12 protein-coding genes and 3 tRNA genes are annotated in these 17208 nt (G+C 35.8%); 6 read left to right on the top strand and 9 right to left on the bottom strand.

Going from position 1 to position 17208, the window contains the following annotated elements; translation table 11 throughout:
• Positions 1–112: 112 nt before the first annotated feature.
• Complete coding sequence (gene rplS / locus A8B35_RS12840) at positions 113–463, top strand: 50S ribosomal protein L19 (protein WP_068473160.1); 351 nt, start codon at positions 113–115, stop codon at positions 461–463.
• 143 nt (positions 464–606) lie between these two features.
• Here rplS and A8B35_RS12835 read toward each other — a convergent pair whose 3' ends face one another.
• The 5 genes from A8B35_RS12835 to A8B35_RS12815 all read right to left on the bottom strand — a co-directional run bounded on the left by A8B35_RS12835 (position 607) and on the right by A8B35_RS12815 (position 7498).
• A complete protein-coding gene (locus A8B35_RS12835; RefSeq protein WP_068473157.1) occupies positions 607–3009 on the bottom strand; it encodes a T9SS type A sorting domain-containing protein in 2403 nt (800 codons plus the stop codon).
• A 451-nt stretch (positions 3010–3460) separates the two neighbouring features.
• A complete protein-coding gene (locus A8B35_RS12830; protein ID WP_068473154.1) occupies positions 3461–3976 on the bottom strand; it encodes a tetratricopeptide repeat protein in 516 nt (171 codons plus the stop codon).
• Positions 3977–4135: 159 nt separating this feature from the next.
• Complete coding sequence (locus tag A8B35_RS12825; RefSeq protein ID WP_068473152.1) at positions 4136–5353, bottom strand: HYR domain-containing protein; 1218 nt, start codon at positions 5351–5353, stop codon at positions 4136–4138.
• Between the two features lie 283 nt (positions 5354–5636).
• Positions 5637–6584 (bottom strand): phosphoribosylaminoimidazolesuccinocarboxamide synthase, encoded by a 948-nt coding sequence (locus tag A8B35_RS12820; RefSeq protein ID WP_068473150.1) that lies wholly within the window; start codon positions 6582–6584, stop codon positions 5637–5639.
• A gap of 41 nt (positions 6585–6625) precedes the next feature.
• Positions 6626–7498, bottom strand: a complete 873-nt coding sequence (locus tag A8B35_RS12815) for a hypothetical protein (protein WP_068473147.1) — start codon at positions 7496–7498, stop codon at positions 6626–6628.
• 479 nt (positions 7499–7977) lie between these two features.
• On the opposite strand from A8B35_RS12815, the gene A8B35_RS12810 reads away from it, so the two are divergent.
• The 4 genes from A8B35_RS12810 (at position 7978) to A8B35_RS12795 (ending at position 9752) form a co-directional block, all read left to right on the top strand.
• Positions 7978–8050: transfer RNA gene (locus A8B35_RS12810), tRNA-Trp, on the top strand.
• Positions 8051–8068: 18 nt separating this feature from the next.
• Positions 8069–8153, top strand: a tRNA-Ser gene (locus A8B35_RS12805).
• A gap of 52 nt (positions 8154–8205) precedes the next feature.
• A tRNA-Ser gene (locus A8B35_RS12800) sits at positions 8206–8290 on the top strand.
• A gap of 247 nt (positions 8291–8537) precedes the next feature.
• Positions 8538–9752, top strand: a complete 1215-nt coding sequence (locus A8B35_RS12795; RefSeq protein WP_068473145.1) for a site-specific integrase — start codon at positions 8538–8540, stop codon at positions 9750–9752.
• A 40-nt stretch (positions 9753–9792) separates the two neighbouring features.
• Here the strand turns inward: A8B35_RS12795 and A8B35_RS12790 are convergent, their stop codons facing one another.
• Positions 9793–11028, bottom strand: coding sequence for a type II toxin-antitoxin system HipA family toxin (locus tag A8B35_RS12790; RefSeq protein ID WP_068473142.1), 1236 nt, complete (start codon positions 11026–11028; stop codon positions 9793–9795).
• 7 nt (positions 11029–11035) lie between these two features.
• Positions 11036–11314: a helix-turn-helix domain-containing protein gene (locus tag A8B35_RS12785; RefSeq protein WP_068473139.1), complete on the bottom strand. Its 279-nt coding sequence runs from the start codon at positions 11312–11314 to the stop codon at positions 11036–11038.
• Positions 11315–11649: 335 nt separating this feature from the next.
• Between A8B35_RS12785 and A8B35_RS12780 the strand changes: the two genes are divergently transcribed.
• On the top strand, positions 11650–11856 hold the full coding sequence (locus A8B35_RS12780; RefSeq protein WP_068473137.1) for a hypothetical protein: 207 nt from the start codon (positions 11650–11652) through the stop codon (positions 11854–11856).
• A 395-nt stretch (positions 11857–12251) separates the two neighbouring features.
• Here A8B35_RS12780 and A8B35_RS12775 read toward each other — a convergent pair whose 3' ends face one another.
• On the bottom strand, positions 12252–15689 hold the full coding sequence (locus tag A8B35_RS12775; protein ID WP_068473133.1) for a DEAD/DEAH box helicase family protein: 3438 nt from the start codon (positions 15687–15689) through the stop codon (positions 12252–12254).
• A gap of 723 nt (positions 15690–16412) precedes the next feature.
• Positions 16413–16967: an REP-associated tyrosine transposase gene (locus tag A8B35_RS12770; RefSeq protein ID WP_068473126.1), complete on the bottom strand. Its 555-nt coding sequence runs from the start codon at positions 16965–16967 to the stop codon at positions 16413–16415.
• Between the last annotated feature and the right edge of the window lie 241 nt (positions 16968–17208).

Below are 17208 nucleotides of genomic sequence, written 5' to 3'. Positions count from 1 at the left end.
TATAAAAACATTAATTTTGCGCCCGATTAATATAATCTGCATGTAATCTCTTATTAAACAAGTTGTTTACGTAATATTGCATGTATTTGTTAAATGCTTAAGATTTATTAAAATGGATTTAATTAAAGTTGCTGAAAGCGCATTTAAAACTGATACTGCAGAATGGCCTGCTTTTGGATCAGGGGACACAGTTTCTATTTCTTACAAAATTAAAGAGGGAAATAAAGAGCGTATCCAAATTTTTAAAGGAGTTGTTATCCAAACTAAAGGTACAGGAGCTACTAAAATGGTAACTGTTCGTAAAATTTCTGGTAACATTGGTGTTGAGAGAATTTTTCCAATCAACTCACCTTTAATTGACAATGTAGAAGTAAACCGTCATGGTAAAGTACGTAGAAAACGTATTTACTATCTACGTGATTTAACTGGTAAAAAAGCCAGAATCAAAGAAAGAAGATTATAAGTTATTCTTCATAAAGGTACCGCAATCTGAAAAGTTTGCGGTATTTTTTTGCCCAAATTTTTAGCTATAGATTCTCCGCTAAGAGCTTGGTCAGCTCTTAAAACTGACCTATAATTAAATAGCTTAAACTATTAGTAGCAATTTTATCTGTACAGCAAAATCCTTCTGCTGTGCGATATTCCATCGCCAGTAAATCTTAATATATAAATACCATTACTCACATTGCTATCAACACTCATAATAAAACTGTTATTTGAAGGGTCAATACTTTGCTTGTCGTTCTTTATTAATGTCCCATTTAAGCTAAACAAAGACACTTCTACATCACCCGAATAATCACTTTTACTAGTAATATTAAATGCAGTACTATCCTGATTAAGGTAAACCAACCAATCCGTATTAGCCGCAAATTGATCATCAACAGAAACATCATTTGGCTTACCATTAAACGCACCTATATTTACTTTTCCTGATGCCAAATCAATAGGGTTTCCATAAAAATCTACTGTCGGAAATGGCGTAATATTTTTAAATACGCCGTAGCCTGCATTATTCACTTCGGGACCAGTAATATTAGTTCCCGTGTTTATAGCAGGACTACCTTCCTTCAACTCATAAGGCATTTTATCCTCTCCCACACCCGTAAATTTTGGATTTCCCTGAATAGGGTTATCATCATTATTTACCCACTCTTCATTTACATCTCCTTCGTAAAGGTTATGTGTCATTGTAAAAGGAGTATCATTATCTCTAACTGCATATTGTAAATGCCCCATGGTAGCCCCATTGGTAGATGAAAAAATGTTGTTGTAAATAAACATGTTCTTCGCATCCACATTAAAAGTGGTGGTAAATGGCTTATCAATAACTACGGTATTGTTATACACATAAACGCCATCACTTAACATTAATCCATCATCTACCCACCTGTCAGAATAAATGTAAATGGTGCTACTGCCAGCTTTCCAATCCGACACACCATCAGTATATCTAAAACCACTATTTACGCTCACATTAAAACGATAAACCGCATCAATATTATTCGCTAATATTTCAACAAATCCGCCAATACAATCATCCATATAATTATACTGTACAAAAGTGTTGGTGTTGTGCTTATCTATATGAATTCCGTAAGAATCTAGATAGCCACGTGTACTCAAACACATATTGTATTGCACTACGGTATTCATAGCCTTGTAAGTCCATACCGAACTCCCACGTGCTGGCATACGTGGGTCTGTTGATGCACCCGGATGATCGAATATATTATTTTCGATTAAACAATTATAAGTGCCATTGGGTAATACAGCTGTTCCTCCATTGTAATAAAACTCGTTGTTACGAACCTCAATATTCATGATTCTATTAATGGAGTCGTTACCAATACCCTCATTACCTCCTCCGCCTCTAAATTGTATTCCTAAGCGCTGTAGATTGGTAAAATAACTATCTTCTATTAAAACGCCATCTATAGTTCTCTCTTCTCCTACCACAGTATTTTTAGCCGTTGTAAATCGGATACCCGAAACCTGAATGGCATCAAAATCTTCATGACTCAGCATAGGCTGAACTGCAAATACATCCTTAACGGTAAGATTACGAAAAACAATATTATTCATAGTTTTACTTCCGCTATTATGGATAGAAATACCAAAGGCATCTGTGTCTCGCACTCCAGCTCTTGTTACTAAACGTTCGTTTTTCACTTCAATACCATCAAAAATAATGTTGTCGCAGTTCTCAACTCTAATGGCTTCTTGAAAATCACCACCAGCTTCTGCTCCTACTTGTCCATTAATTATAGGCCTATCACCTTCATCATAAGCAGTAATCAATATAGGATCATCTGCACTTCCTGAACCATTAACCGAATAATGTCCTTTAAACTCATCTCCACATTTAAAAAGTACAGTATCACCGGGCATTAATGTAGTTGCTGATATTTTATCAAGAGTAAGCCAAGGTTCTGCTTCTGTTCCTGCATTATCATCGTCCCCTTCAGAGCTATTCAAATAATAGGCCGTTTGTCGGATAGTTTGCTCTACTTGATAGTTATCCAAATCAATTGTGCCCGACCAATAATGTAAAAATGCAATTTTAACCTGGCTGGTATTTAAAGGTACAGTAAAACTTAGTTCCATACTTTTCCACGCTGCACCTTCTGCATCAGTACTGGGTTTATAATCAGCTGAAGATGCCAACACCTCATCGGTCATAGATAAAACCCGTAACTGCCTTTTAAAAAGCCCTCTGCTTTCTACTTTAAACAAATAACTTTTCCCTGCTTCCACATCAATGGTTTTGGCTATTTGCATATCAGCACCTGCATTAACATCGGCCACCATACGAGCAAACTTGTTCCCCGCATCCTCGGAAACGGTGGCTGCTACAGTACCTGTGTAGGAATCTTTATGCGAAAGCACATAAGCTTCAGTACTTAAGTCCAATCCTGTTACTTTATCCTCAAAGTTCTCTTCAAAAACAGTTTGAGCACATAGGGTGTTGGTTAAAAACAAAATACATAATAAGTAGATGACTTTCATATTTTTAACTTCTATCAAGACATGATTAATAATACGAGTGAATACAAAAACTAGTAATTACAAATTCATAAAGTATATTTTTTGAAAACTTTTGAACCTTACCAAAGATAGAATCGCATTTATAAAAGCAGCAGGGAATAATTTTAATTATATGGTGTGCATTTTGCTCATTTACCCACTTAAAACCAGTAATACCAAAAACATCATCAAATGATTGATATAAATTGCTTCTATAAAACGTCTACTGCTTCATAAAATATCAATGTTGCTACGGCTATATCTCTATTTTATTCATTGTAGAACCTTTAAATATTTCAATTTCTTATCAATCATTCAATAATGCATTTGGTATAAGGAACTAAACGAGACTAGATAGCTTAAGTATGAGACAAAAAAAAGAGGCTGTCGAAAAAGACAGCCTCTACTTATAAAAATCGTAATGTAAACGTAATTATATACGCTTCATCATATGTTCTATTTCTTTAATTTGTGTTGTTAGCACTTTTTGCTTATCCAATTGCTTAGCATCTTTTAAATAATATGCAGCCAATTTTTTATTACGTTTTGATAAATATATACTTGCTAAATTAAGCTTAGCCATCGCTTGGTCGTTCTTCATTCTTAATCCTACAGAAACTGCCTTTTTAAGACTCTTTTCAGCTTTGGATATTTGATGTTTCTGAGAATAAACCAATCCTGTTAGGAAGTAATGATAAGCCTCTTGACTCTTTACTAAATTTTCAGGATGCTTTACTTTACTCAAAAAAAGCTCAGCTTTATCGAAATTATTTTTTCTTACAAATAAGAAAGCCATTAAATTCATCTCATTTTTAAAATGTAACAGAATAAAAATACCGGCAGTAAGTACCGCCATGACTCCCCATCCTATTATCCCTTTAATAAACATGGCTATTGCAGCAATCAGGAAAATTCCTCCGAAAATTAAACGTATATTCTTTTTAATCATTGTAATTTGTTTATTTCTTTTGCTGCAAAGCAAAGGATTTTTTGCAATAATGCCAATGTTATTGATAGTAGTTTTTGATTTTTTATCACATTTTTTTTGGCATAAGTATAAGCAACACCTACCCTATACTCCAAAACTCTTTATCAATAACACTTTTCTCTATTCATCAGTTAATTCCCATGTACGAACCCAATCGTATTTAGTGGTCAAATCATCAAACGAACCTGTTTCAAAAATACTTCCTGCTTCATCAACCGGATTCCAATCGTAGGTTTCAATTGCCATGGTAATGTATCCATCAATATCAAAATCTGTAGTTGGGGTAATTGAATAAACATATTCACCATCTAAATAAAACAAGATTTCAGTAGGTGATTTCCACCAGCAACCATATACAAAGAATCTATCGTGATTTGATTCGTCAAGATTTTTCACACCTGATGCTCTTGTTTCTTGGTCTTCCTCAGTATCACAATCGCGATAATGACGAATGGCATTTGAATGGAATATTTTATCCCAATGTTGAGCCCATGTGTGAGTACCCTCATGAACACGCCCTACGCATTCTTGAATATCTAATTCTAACTTACGCTTTTCCTCGTTATTACAGTTTTGTTTCATGGCAATCCAAAATGTAGAAGACATGATAGTTTTATTGGCCTTCATTCTGCATTCGTAATATTTACCATAACCGGCTTGTGCCTTTGAACGTACAATAGCACCTCCATGGGTCCATGTAATATCTCTAAATTCCTTTGGTTCGGCATATTTTAAGGTGGTAACATTCATGCATCCATTACTAACACTTACATTTTCGGCCTCAAATAATGCAGGAGGACGACCATACCAAGAAAACCCATCACTTGCCGGATTTCTATGCCATTTATTATCATCAAACTCTGCGCCATTAAATTCATCAGATAACTCCTCTACCTTTACCCATTTTTTACCTTCGGGTGCTTTCACTCCATTTTGAAAAGCATATGGTTGCTCATCTGATGGTTCACTAATAACCGTAGCATTAACTGTTACTGTAAAAGAACACGTTACTGTGTTTCCTTCTCCATCAGTTGCGCTAAAAGTGTTTTTCGTAACTCCTATTGGAAATTCACTACCTGATGAAAGGCCAGTTATTTGAGTGGTAGCAATAGGTTCATTATTTAACAAAGCTGTTGGTGCATCGTATGTAACAGTTATAGTCTCTGCTCCTTCAGCTGCTGAAACTTCTATTGGATCTGTGCATGAGATTGTTGGTTTTATTACCTCACTAGATTCTTGGTTATTATCGGAAATATTATCCGATTCATCACTACACGCTATCAATACTCCAAAGAAAAAGAATCCAAGGATACTTAAAATTATTGCTCTATTCTTCATAAATATATTTTTACACAAACACTCAAGTCTTTTTAAAGGTACTAGTACCAAAAGCAGAATGCTTAATTTATTTTATGTGTACAATTTGCAAATAAGGACTCTGATACTTGGGCGGTGTTTTTTATAAGCTTGGTGGATAAGCCGTGCACTTAAACAATGAGGGAGGTATTTCATTTTCTATATAGGGGAGAAAATAGAAGGTACTCGGAAAGACAATATTTAAAACAAAAAAGCCAGCTTATTATAAAATAAACTGGCTACTATAATTTGTTTGATAATTGGCTTACATAGAAGCTAAATAATCATTAACATTCTTTTCAATACGCGACATTACATCATCAGCATTTGCTTTTTCAAATTTATCGCCTGTAATTTGTTCAAATAATTCAATATAACGATCAGAAACACTTTCGATATATTCTGGAGTCATTTCTGGAATTGCTTGCCCATCTTTTCCTTGAAAACCATTTTCAATTAACCATTGACGCACAAACTCTTTTGATAATTGCTTTTGTTGTTCGCCTTTATCGATACGCTCTTGGTATCCTTCTGTATAAAAGTAGCGTGAAGAATCAGGTGTATGAATTTCATCAATAAGATAAATTTTACCTTCTTTTTTACCGAATTCATATTTTGTATCAACTAAGATAAGACCTTTCTCAGCGGCCATTTCAGTACCACGTTGAAATAACTCCAAGGTATACTTTTCTAAAGCAACATAGTCCTCTTCACTTACTAAACCTTGTGCTAAAATCTCTTCACGTGAAATATCTTCATCATGTCCAACATCAGCTTTTGTTGTAGGAGTAAGAATTGGGGTATCAAACTTTTGGTTTTCAACCATTCCATCTGGTAAAGCTACGCCACATAATGATCTCTTACCTGACTTATACTCGCGCCAAGCATGACCTGTTAAATATCCTCTGATTACCATCTCAACTTTAAAAGGCTCACAGAAATGTCCAACTGTAACCATTGGATCTGGAGTTGCGATTTTCCAATTTGGTACAATGTCAGAAGTAGCATCTAAAAACTTTTCAGCAATCTGATTTAATACTTGTCCCTTAAATGGTACTCCTTTAGGCAAAACAACATCAAATGCTGAAATTCTATCAGAAACAACCATTACTAAATACTCGTCGTTTATATTATAAACGTCTCTTACTTTACCAACGTAATGTCCTTTTTGATTAGGAAACTGAAATTTGTTCTCAACAATAGCTTTACTCATCTTAGCTCAATTATTATTATTTCTATATTACAATTGTTATTCTATTTCAACAACTTATCCATTGCTTCTGCTTGCTTATCAAGCTCAAGACGCAGGTAAGTGTTTTTTAGGTATTTAATATATTTAGTTTCGCTTGGATAAACCTTATGTAATTCCTCAAACAGATCTTTTGATACTCTATAATTAGCTGATATCTTTTTTAACTCTCTTTTCAGATAAACATAGGCTGTGTAATTCTTATCCTTGTTATACTTATCCATTTCACTTTTGTACCACTTCTCAGCAAACTTATAATGATAAACGGCTTTCCACTCTTTTATATCATAAAACTTAGGATTCGTTTTTAAGGTCTTATTAGCTAAATTCATAGCTCCCTTATCATTATCCGATTCTTGCATTGCATTAATAACAGCAAGCACTTGTGACTCACTCAATGTGTCAATATCTGAATATGTAGCTAATATTTCTTTAGTATCATTTTGAGCTATTGCAACTTCAAACTTTTCAAGTTTTAGATATGCTTCCTCTCCATTTTCTGTTAAAAAATCTTGTTTATCACTAAGCACTTTAACAACATCTGTATAATTTTGTTCTTTCTTTAATGAATTAATATACCCCTTAACTGCTACCACAGATAAAGAATCCTTCATTGCATCCTGAAACAAACCACTTGCATCAGATGTGTTACCTAACTTTGAAGCACACTCAGCAGCTTTAAGATATATATCATTAGGAATATCCATTCCTTTACCTTTATAAAGCTGAATTAAAGAATTGTAGTTATTATAAGCAGTCTCATAACTTTGACTACTATAATTACTTTCTGCTGTTTGATAAGTTGTATTAATTTGTTTTAAAGGATTACAGCTAGTAATTAAAATTAATGCTGTAAGAGATAATATTATTCTATTCATTTTTCGTTCGTATTCTTAAATATAAAAGTAACTGATTAATGAAAATACAATATCTGTAGATCAGCATCAGTTGTATAACTGTGCACAAAGATAAAAAAAAGCTAATTTAAAGCTAAAGTATCCACATTATATATGGTAGCTGTTTAAAAATACATGTATTTCTATAATTTTAATTCGAGACAATTTTACCGGCTTCCTATAGAAATAAAACATATTATTCAGTAAAAAAGATAGATACCCCTGATATTCAAACAACAACTCTGTAACGGCAATATTTCACTTAAAAACTCTAACGAATAGATGGCAAAATGCATTTCAAAAATAATTGAAAAAAAGTTTATCAGTTAACAATAACCTAATCAGTAAATTATAAAAACACTCAAAAAAAAGGTGCTTTTTTTTACCGTATGGGTGTTGCTTATGTAAATATTAGTTCTACTTTTGCATCCGCAATCACGAAATGTTGTGATGATGGAAACACGGAATTAGCTCAGTTGGTAGAGCACTGGTCTCCAAAACCAGGTGTCAGGAGTTCGAGTCTCTTATTCCGTGCAGAGTGAAAATAATATTGGAGAGTTGGCAGAGTGGTCGAATGCGGTAGTCTTGAAAACTATTGTGCGGCAACGTACCGGGGGTTCGAATCCCTCACTCTCCGCAATATTAAAATCAAAACTTGAATAAACGTTTTCAGGTTACATTACAACACTGGAGAGATGGCAGAGTGGTCGAATGCGGTAGTCTTGAAAACTATTGTACTGCAAGGTACCGGGGGTTCGAATCCCTCTCTCTCCGCTGAGTGCGAAAGCAATTTAAAGTAAAACCCTGTAAGTCAACACTTACAGGGTTTTTTTATGCGCAAAAGTGTGCAATAAAAAGCAGAAAAAGGCAGTTTTTGGGTGGACTTTTGGTGGACTTAGAAAGTCGAATTTTAGTCCACCAGAGATAGTTCAAAAAAACGCCGTATTGCGCTGTATTGCTTGGTTTTAGATCGCCGCACAATGAGCTTATAAAAATAATTTTAACAAAAAAAATTATCGTTATGAGTAGACTTGAAACAATCAAAATCAACTTCTTTATCAAGAAGACTAAATTACTTAAAAGTGGAGAGGCTCCGATCTTTGTTCGAATCATTATTAATAAAGAAAGAGCAGAATATGCCTTGAAGAAAAGCATTCTTCCTAAACAATGGAATGAAACAAAACAATTAGCCAAAGGAAATTCGATAAAATCCACAGAAATCAATCAACTTATAGAACTTCATATATCAAAAATCAAATCCTACTTTGATTTTATGACTATGGATAAACAATCTATCTCACCAAGGATTATAAAAGAAAAAATAGTTGGCAAAAAAGAAACACGAAGAACCATCTTAAAAGTATTTCGGGAACATAACAATAATGCCAAGAAGTTAATTGGTATTGACTTTGCCCCTGATACGGTTCAGCGTTACGAAACCTCTTATATGCATACTAAAGAATTCATTAAATGGCAGTATAAACGCGAAGACCTAGCACTGGAAGACCTAAATCATCAGTTTGTGCGTAATTATGAGCTATACTTAAAAACAGAGCGTAAATGTGCACATAACACTACCATTAAATATCTGAAGAATTTTAAGAAGATTGTGCGAATTGCTTTAGCCAATGGTTGGATAAATAAAGATCCTTTTGCAACCATTAAATTTAAGCTTAAACCTGTTGATGCAGTATATCTGACAAAAGAGGAACTTAATACTGTCATCAATAAAGATATTAGTATGGAAAGAATAAGGCAGGTACGCGATGTATTCGTGTTTTGTTGTTTCACAGGATTGGCCTTTTCTGATGTAAAAACATTGAAACGCGAACATATTACAAGCGACTCAAAGGGAGTTACGTGGATTCATAAAAAGAGAACAAAAACAAAGCAGATGAGTACCATATTTGTAATTGATGCTGCTAAAAAACTTATGAGAAAATATCAAAATGACCCTGATTTAATTGATAAAGATGCCGTACTTCCTGTATTAAGTAATCAAAAGATGAATGCTTATTTAAAAGAGATTGGTATTTTATGTAGTATTGATAAACCCATTTCAACACATACGGCACGGCATACTTTTGCCACTACTGTTGCTTTAGAGAATAATATGCCTCTCGAAGTTGTTTCAAAAACTCTTGGTCATTCAAGCACTAAAATGACGCAGCGTTATGCAAGAACGACAGAAGCTTTAATTCAAAAAAATATGGAGAAGATTAAAGATTTGTACTAATGGATGTGGATGAACTGAATTTCCCCTTTTTGGGGGAAATTCAGGCATTTTTATTTACATCGTTCATTACCTTTTCAATATTATTAATTAGGGTTTTAGAAACACCACATTCTTTAGCTATTGTATTCCATTGACAAATGGCTTCTTGGACTTCCTCCAACAGTTGATGTGGTTTTTTTATCCCAAAATGTTTAGCAAGCTCTAATAAATGTTTCTTTCCAGGATTCTTACTTTCTCCTGCAATCATAGTACTATGGAAACCGTACGCAGAATTTGAAAATGTTAAATCATAGACTGGTGCAAAATTCCAACGACCTTTGGCATCCATTAAAAATGAAAAATTCTTACTATGATCGTCTCTATTGTGTGCAAACACATTAAATGCAGCTAAACGCAGAACCTTTTCATAGGCTTCAACATGTTTTTCCATCTGAAATGCACAATCCATTAGATGTCCATAATCCATAGTACTCATCCTAAAGTTATCATGCATTAAACCACTAGCTGTGTGCATATGGATTCTTTTGCCTTTAATGCGATCAAAGCGCTTTGTACCGAAATAAGTTTGCCCTGAGCGACCTGTAAATAATTTACATTCGCTCATATTAAGCCCTGCTTTTAAAGCCATCTTTTGGTAGGCATACTCAACGTTGGCAATCTCTTTGTTATCTGAAGAAGATGGAAATTTTATAATCCAATCTTCAAAACCTTCAGCCAATTGATGGTGCCCATGCACTATTTCGTTGGTATCCTTATTATAACCAACAAATATTTTTGGGCGAGCACCTCCTGAGGAACCTCCGAGTGTAAATAATTCTTCTATAATATCTGAATCAATACCCTTTAAAATATAACCCATCTCCTGTGCTATTGTATCTAACTCTATTTTTGATAAAACATTAAGATCTTCATCAAACTTTGGTCTATAGCACAAGGCACCCATTCCTTTATCTCCAACATAAGACAAACGATCTAAGGGAGTCAAACTTTGTAAATCCACTTTCTTAGATGCAAGCGTTCTATCGAGTAATAACCTACCCCAACCATCGGGCAACGAATCACTAAAAACACCAAATAATCCTTCGAATGGTTCTGGACCTGCAGTTGCTATTTCGCTGCTCAAAGGCAACTTAATAGGTGAAATATTTATGCCTAATTTTAAAAAACTAGTATTATAACGAAAGTAGATAGTCCTATTGTTTAGTACTAATTCTCCAAGGTCATGAGAGAGGCCTTCAATATCTAATGAGACTAAAATATTTTTAACATTACCCATAGCAAATTCATGAATTAGTAGTGAAAAGTCCTTCGATTTTGCTCATATCCTCCTTTGCTTGGAAAACAGAATTAAAATCTTGCAATCTATTAAGAAGGTTTGCTAATTTAAGCAGTGATTCAAGTGATATCTGTCCAGTAGTTTCAAATCTTTTTAAACTACCTAAAGATACACCTGAGCGTTCTGCAAGCTCTGCTTGAGATATCTTTAATTGTTTTCGTAAGGCTTTGTGGCGTTTGGCCAATTCCTTAGAAATATCGTTTGGTGTTGGATTTATTGAGTACATACAGCTAATATCTTAACCAAATATAATCATTACATACATAAATAGCTAATATATTAACCACACTTACTTGAGACACTAATTTATTTAGCCAAAATATTTCAGACGGTGGTCATTGTATTATTTCAATTGTATCAGTTATTTGAACTATGGTGCTGAGAACCATAGTTCAAAAAAGTCTAATATAATCAGTTGGGGTGCTGAGCACCTCAAAAGAAAATTTGTTTAAATAGTATTACTTCAGGTTTCTCTAATTACTGTCTATGCACATCCACTGCACATATCTGTATTAATATTGTATTGTCAAAATAATATTAACATTTTTAAATTTTAAAAAGATGCCGAAGTACTATGTAAACAAAAATGCACAAAACAATGGTGATCACGAAGTACATAAAGAAGGTTGTAGCTATATGCCAGCTTTTGAAAATAGAACTTACTTAGGTGAATTCTATTCTTGTAGCGGAGCTGTCACTGCCGCAAAAAGTTATTATGCAAAAAGTAACGGATGTTATTATTGCAGTAGACCCTGCCATACCAGCTAAATAGTAATGACCCAAAGGGTATATTTTACTAACTAAGTTGAACTATGAAGAGCCGAGCCATAAAAACTCGGCTTTCTATTTTAACACGCAATATGCATTAGAAAACCTATTACACATTGATATTGCTTCAAAACAAATCACTTGGTTGCTTCATCTCAACTCACCAGAACAGTGCTATGCCTCGTCTCGATAAAGCTTTGTTTTATTACACTTTCAATGTTCATAACGATGTCCTAATGCATAATCCGGGTTTAAACGATTTCTTTTGTTCCTTGAATTTCTTCTGGGATATGAAAAATTGTATCTAAAAAAACAAATAAAAGGCGCATAATCTATTTGCAAAAACTGGTTAGTACATACCATACTTAACAGTTAATTACATTAACAACGGTAACTCACCCAACGCTTGCATTCTCATTAATAACATCTATGATAGATATAATTTTAACGGCATCCCCGTCGTCAAATAAGCCAAATAGGCCATCGTCGCTCATATCGGTAAAGGGTGCCTTAAACAGCATTCCCTTATCTATAGTGCCATTTTTATTTAGGTAGCTGATAATGGTTTGTACAAAGGTAATTTGATCGGCTCTTAGGTTGCCTGCTTGCAAAAACTCGGAGAATGCTTCCTCGGCTGCCTGTATATCAAGTCCAATAATACCACGGATAAAAGTACCCAATGGCTGCTCTCCAAAGGTTTTTATAAAGTCGTCCTTGGAGCCTCGTTCATCGCCATCGAACAGTATTTTTTCTAATTGCGATAATTCATCGGTAGTGATGGGTTTATTGCTCGACAATTTAGATATGGTCAGATGGTGTTTATTCTCACGTATAAAGCTTTCTACACGCTGCTTGTATATACTTGGCGAGTGTGTAGGTACGTAAGGTTCTGCAGCACTTAGTACAACATCCGAATCGGCTAGGTTGGTATAAAAAGTTTGCTGTTTATTACGCTCAATAAAAGATACAAGCTCTCTTATTTCTTCCCTAACTTCCTCAAGTCTTTTTTGCGATAGCTTTTGGTAAAAATCAGGATCTTTCATTTGCTCAATCAGTGATTTGGAGCGTAATACTTGCGGAACCGTATACATTTTACCCAACTGAGTGGCTATTTCAATTAGGTTTTCGTGATACTTCTTTTCTGAGCCCAACATAAGTAAATTGGCCAATTGCAATTTAAGCATCATTAAATCGAAACGCCGGGCGGTTTCGTTAATAGATTCAGGTATGGGTAAGCCCGATAGATGTTGCTCTATATGGTGCACATCATCGGCACTTAGGTTATTCCATCGTTTACGCTTTTCAAACTCTTCTACATATCGCAGATTCATTTGCACCTGAAAACGATCCTTATCTAATGTTTGAACCGATTTGTGTAAACCATCTAGTAGCGTATTGGATAAGTCTATATTATCGGCTTCGCCCGTTTCGGCTAACAGACGTGTTAATTGCAAACGAGCCTCAAAAATTTGTTGGGTAACGGGTTTAACTACCGAATTATCTACGCCTTTTTTATTCAACTCGAAGAATTCAAAATTCTGACACACATCGAAGATAAGAAAATGGTCTTTGTCTTGCTCAGGACCAAAAATACCCGGACACAAACGTGTGCCTCTACCTATCATTTGCCAAAACTTAGCATAGGAACGCACTACCTTAAAAAATACTAGGTTCAATACACGAGGCGCATCAACCCCTGTATCCATCATATCAACCGAAATGGCTATTTGTGGATTATTCTCTTTATGATGATCGCAAAAGTCCTCTATTAAACTTTGTGCATGACTAATACCATTGTGAATACTGGTGATAAACCCGGCCGGAAAATGCGGATAACGCTCGGTAAAGCAATCCTCAATAAACTTGGCGTGCTTTTGGTTTACTGCAAAAATAATGGTGCGCCCTATTTTATCGCCGCCTTCAATCTTAATACCATTCTGCATTAAGGCATCCAATACCTTGTTCACAGTGTCTTTATTAAAGAGCCATTTATTCATGGCATTGGCTTGTATCTCTTCAGGAAACAGACCTGTAGCCTTATCCTGAAAGGTTTCTTCGTATTGTTTCTTCTCTTCGTCCGACAGAGCATTGTATTTAATACCCTCGCGTAAAAAGTCGGTTGAAACATCAATGTTTTTATACGCTTTTAAGTAGGTAGGTACCGCCTGATCGAGCTCAAAGGCAAAGGTAGGATCATCGTTACTGCAACCAAACAACTCAAAGGTATTGTGGTCGATACTATCCTTAGGTGTAGCCGTTAAGCCCACCACCAAGGCATCGAAATAATCGAAAATAGCTTTGTAACGGTTGTATACCGAACGGTGTGCTTCATCAACAATAATCATATCGAAATGGCCTACACCATAAAAACGCTCGTTGTTTTCGCGAGCTCTATCGATGCAGTGCATCATACTTGGATAAGTACTAAATACCAAGCGCGTGGTGTCCGACTCTTTTTCTTTACTTAGGTCGATGGACGAGTATTCCTTTAGGTGCTCGCCAAAACTCTTTTTGGCTTGGGATACAAGCGCCGTTCTGTCGGCTAAAAACAGCACGCGTTTTACCCAATTGTGCTTAAAAAACACCTCTACAATAGCTGCGGCTGTTCGGGTTTTACCGCTACCGGTTGCCATTACCAATAATGCCTCGCGCTTATTGCCCATAATGCCTGTTTGGCCATCCACCACAAAGGATTCGGACAGGCGTTGTATGGCCTCAGTCTGATAAGGACGGCCTGCTATATCGAGGTTTACCTTGGCAGAGCGTATATCCTTACGTGTATTGCGCTGTTGTATGAGCCATTGCAACTCCTCTTTGGTATAGAAACCAAATATTTGACGTGGAGTGGCATAAAATGTATCGTTCCAGATTTTTATTTCGTAACCATTGGTGTAAAATATAATAGGTCGTTGCCCATACATCTGCTCCAAACAATTGGCATAAAGCGATGCCTGATGTTTCCCTGCTTCAATATCTTTTGAGGTACGCTTGGCTTCTATTACCGCCAGGGGTTTACCATTATCATCCCACAATACATAGTCGGCGTAACCATTGCCCTTGGGATTATCGTTGGTAATAGGCATGCCCACCACAGGAAATTCGGTATCGCGACCTGCTTTTAAATCGCTCCATCCTGCCTCAAGCAAGTTGGCATCGATAATATGCTGACGTGTTTCGGCCTCGTTGTATTCCGATGGTACTTTTATCTGACGTTCGGCCTTTTGCTTTTGTAGTTTCTGCTTGGCTAGCTCAGCCTCTTCCTTAAACTTTATATAGGCTGCATCACTCTCTTTGGCACGTTGTAGTATGGCTTCTTTCTCGGCCAACAACTTTTCTACTTGTGCTTGCAGTTGTTCTTGTGCCTTTTTATTTTCGGCTTGTAACTCTTTTAGCTTACGCTGATCGGCACCAATTTTAGGCACTAAGCCCTCGTTAAAAGAACCGGGCAAGTCTATTTTCTCAAGACTATAGGTGCCCGCAAACCATTTTAAAAAGCCATAGATGTATTTAATACTTTCGAGCGCTTCTTTACTGCTCACTCTGCGCCCATAATGTGCTGCACTATTCCCAATTTTACGTACCAAATGAATTCCATTTTGATGCACAAATGGAATAATAACTTTCACCTCTTCGTTGGTCATTAAATTTACCAACTCCTTATTGTAGGGATATTCTAATTGCTCATACTCATATATTTTATGGATAACTTCTTCGAGCACCAAACGGCAATAACTAGCTGTGGAAACAGGCTCGGTATTTACACGTTGCTCGGCCTTTTGCATGGTATTGAAAAGGGCATTATACGAAGTATGTAGAAATTGAAAGTTGCTCATTACGCTTGATTTTGAGAATGAGCGAATATAGTAAAAGATAATAATACCTCACAGGTTTTTAAACCTACAAACCTAAATACCTACACACCGGGCTACCGCACGAGTCCTCTCGTGTGGTTTTTCTTTTTTGTTTGCTCCTTCAGCTTGCTTCACTCCCCTAAGCCCTTAAAGGGGGATGATTTGCAGCTTTTAGTAATGATTTATTGCTTAATTATAATTTCACCACACGTGGGGACACGTGCGGCAGCTGAGGCTAGAAGCCTTGCCAAATACGACATAGCGAGACGCTATGCCGAACTTATACTTTGTTACTTTGGTGCTGACGCACGAGTCCTCTCGTGTGGTTTTTCTTTTTTTTGTTTGCTCCTTCAACTTGCTTCCACACCCCTAAGCCCTAAAGGGGGATGATTTGCAGCTTTTATTGCTTAATTATAATTTTACCACACGTGAGGACACGTGCGGTAACAGTGTAGCTTATATTTATCTGACATATTGTTGACTTAACAGGTTGCAAACCCTTACTTTTTTTTCAATGGATAACCCAGGCTGCCGCACGAGTCCCCTCGTGTGATTTTTCTTTTTTTATTTGCTCCTTCAGTTTGCTTCCACACCCCTAACTCCCTAAAGAGGGATGATTTACAGTTTTTAGTAATGATTTATTGCTCAATTATAATTTCACCACACGTGGGGACACGTGCGGTAGCTGAGTCCTCTCGTGTGGTTTTACTTTATTACCACCACATCTTCTAACATCCCCAGTTCTCCACTATAATCTCTTGCACTACTATACACATAATCTTCTGGTTGAAATACCAAGCCCTCTTCTACCGGATTATTATGGATATAGTTTATTTTCTCATCTATTACTTTATTGCTCCATAATTCTATTGGCTTATTATCATGACGCCAAAACTGATAATGCTTTACATTAGACGATTTTTCTCCTGCCTTTTTAAACTGCCCTAACAACAACTCTTTTCTGCTCTCTCGTACATTTTCCTGTATAGCCTTTACTAAAACCCTACTTGTAAAACGCTTAAAATCGCCCAATAGAATCTCTGGTTTTAAACCCTTTGTACTTTTAAATATTAAATGCATATGATTACTCATGATACACCAAGCATAAATTTCCATGCCTTTTTGTTTTTGGCAATAAACTAAGTTTTCTAGCAGAATATGTTTATACTCATTACGTGTAAATACATCTAACCACTCTACTACTGCAAAGCTTACAAAGTATACTCCTACTGGATTATGGAACTTATAATTACGACTCATTTATTTTTTGATTAACTATATAATTTACCACACGTGGGGACACGTGCGGCAGCGAGGTTATTTCTTTTCATACACCTGGGCTGCCGCACGAGTCCTCTCGTGTGGTTTTTCTTTTTTGTTTGCTCCTTCAGCTTGCTTCACTCTCCTAAGCCCTTAAAGGGGGATGATTTGCAGCTTTTAGTAATGATTTATTGCTCAATTATAATTTTACCACACGTGGGGACTCGTGCGGTAGCAGTGG

Origin of the sequence: Saccharicrinis aurantiacus (assembly GCF_001660705.2) — a bacterium.
Lineage (GTDB): Bacteria > Bacteroidota > Bacteroidia > Bacteroidales > Marinilabiliaceae > Saccharicrinis > Saccharicrinis aurantiacus.
Note: the sequence above shows the minus strand (reverse complement) of the source record. Positions and strands in the feature narration are given on the sequence as shown.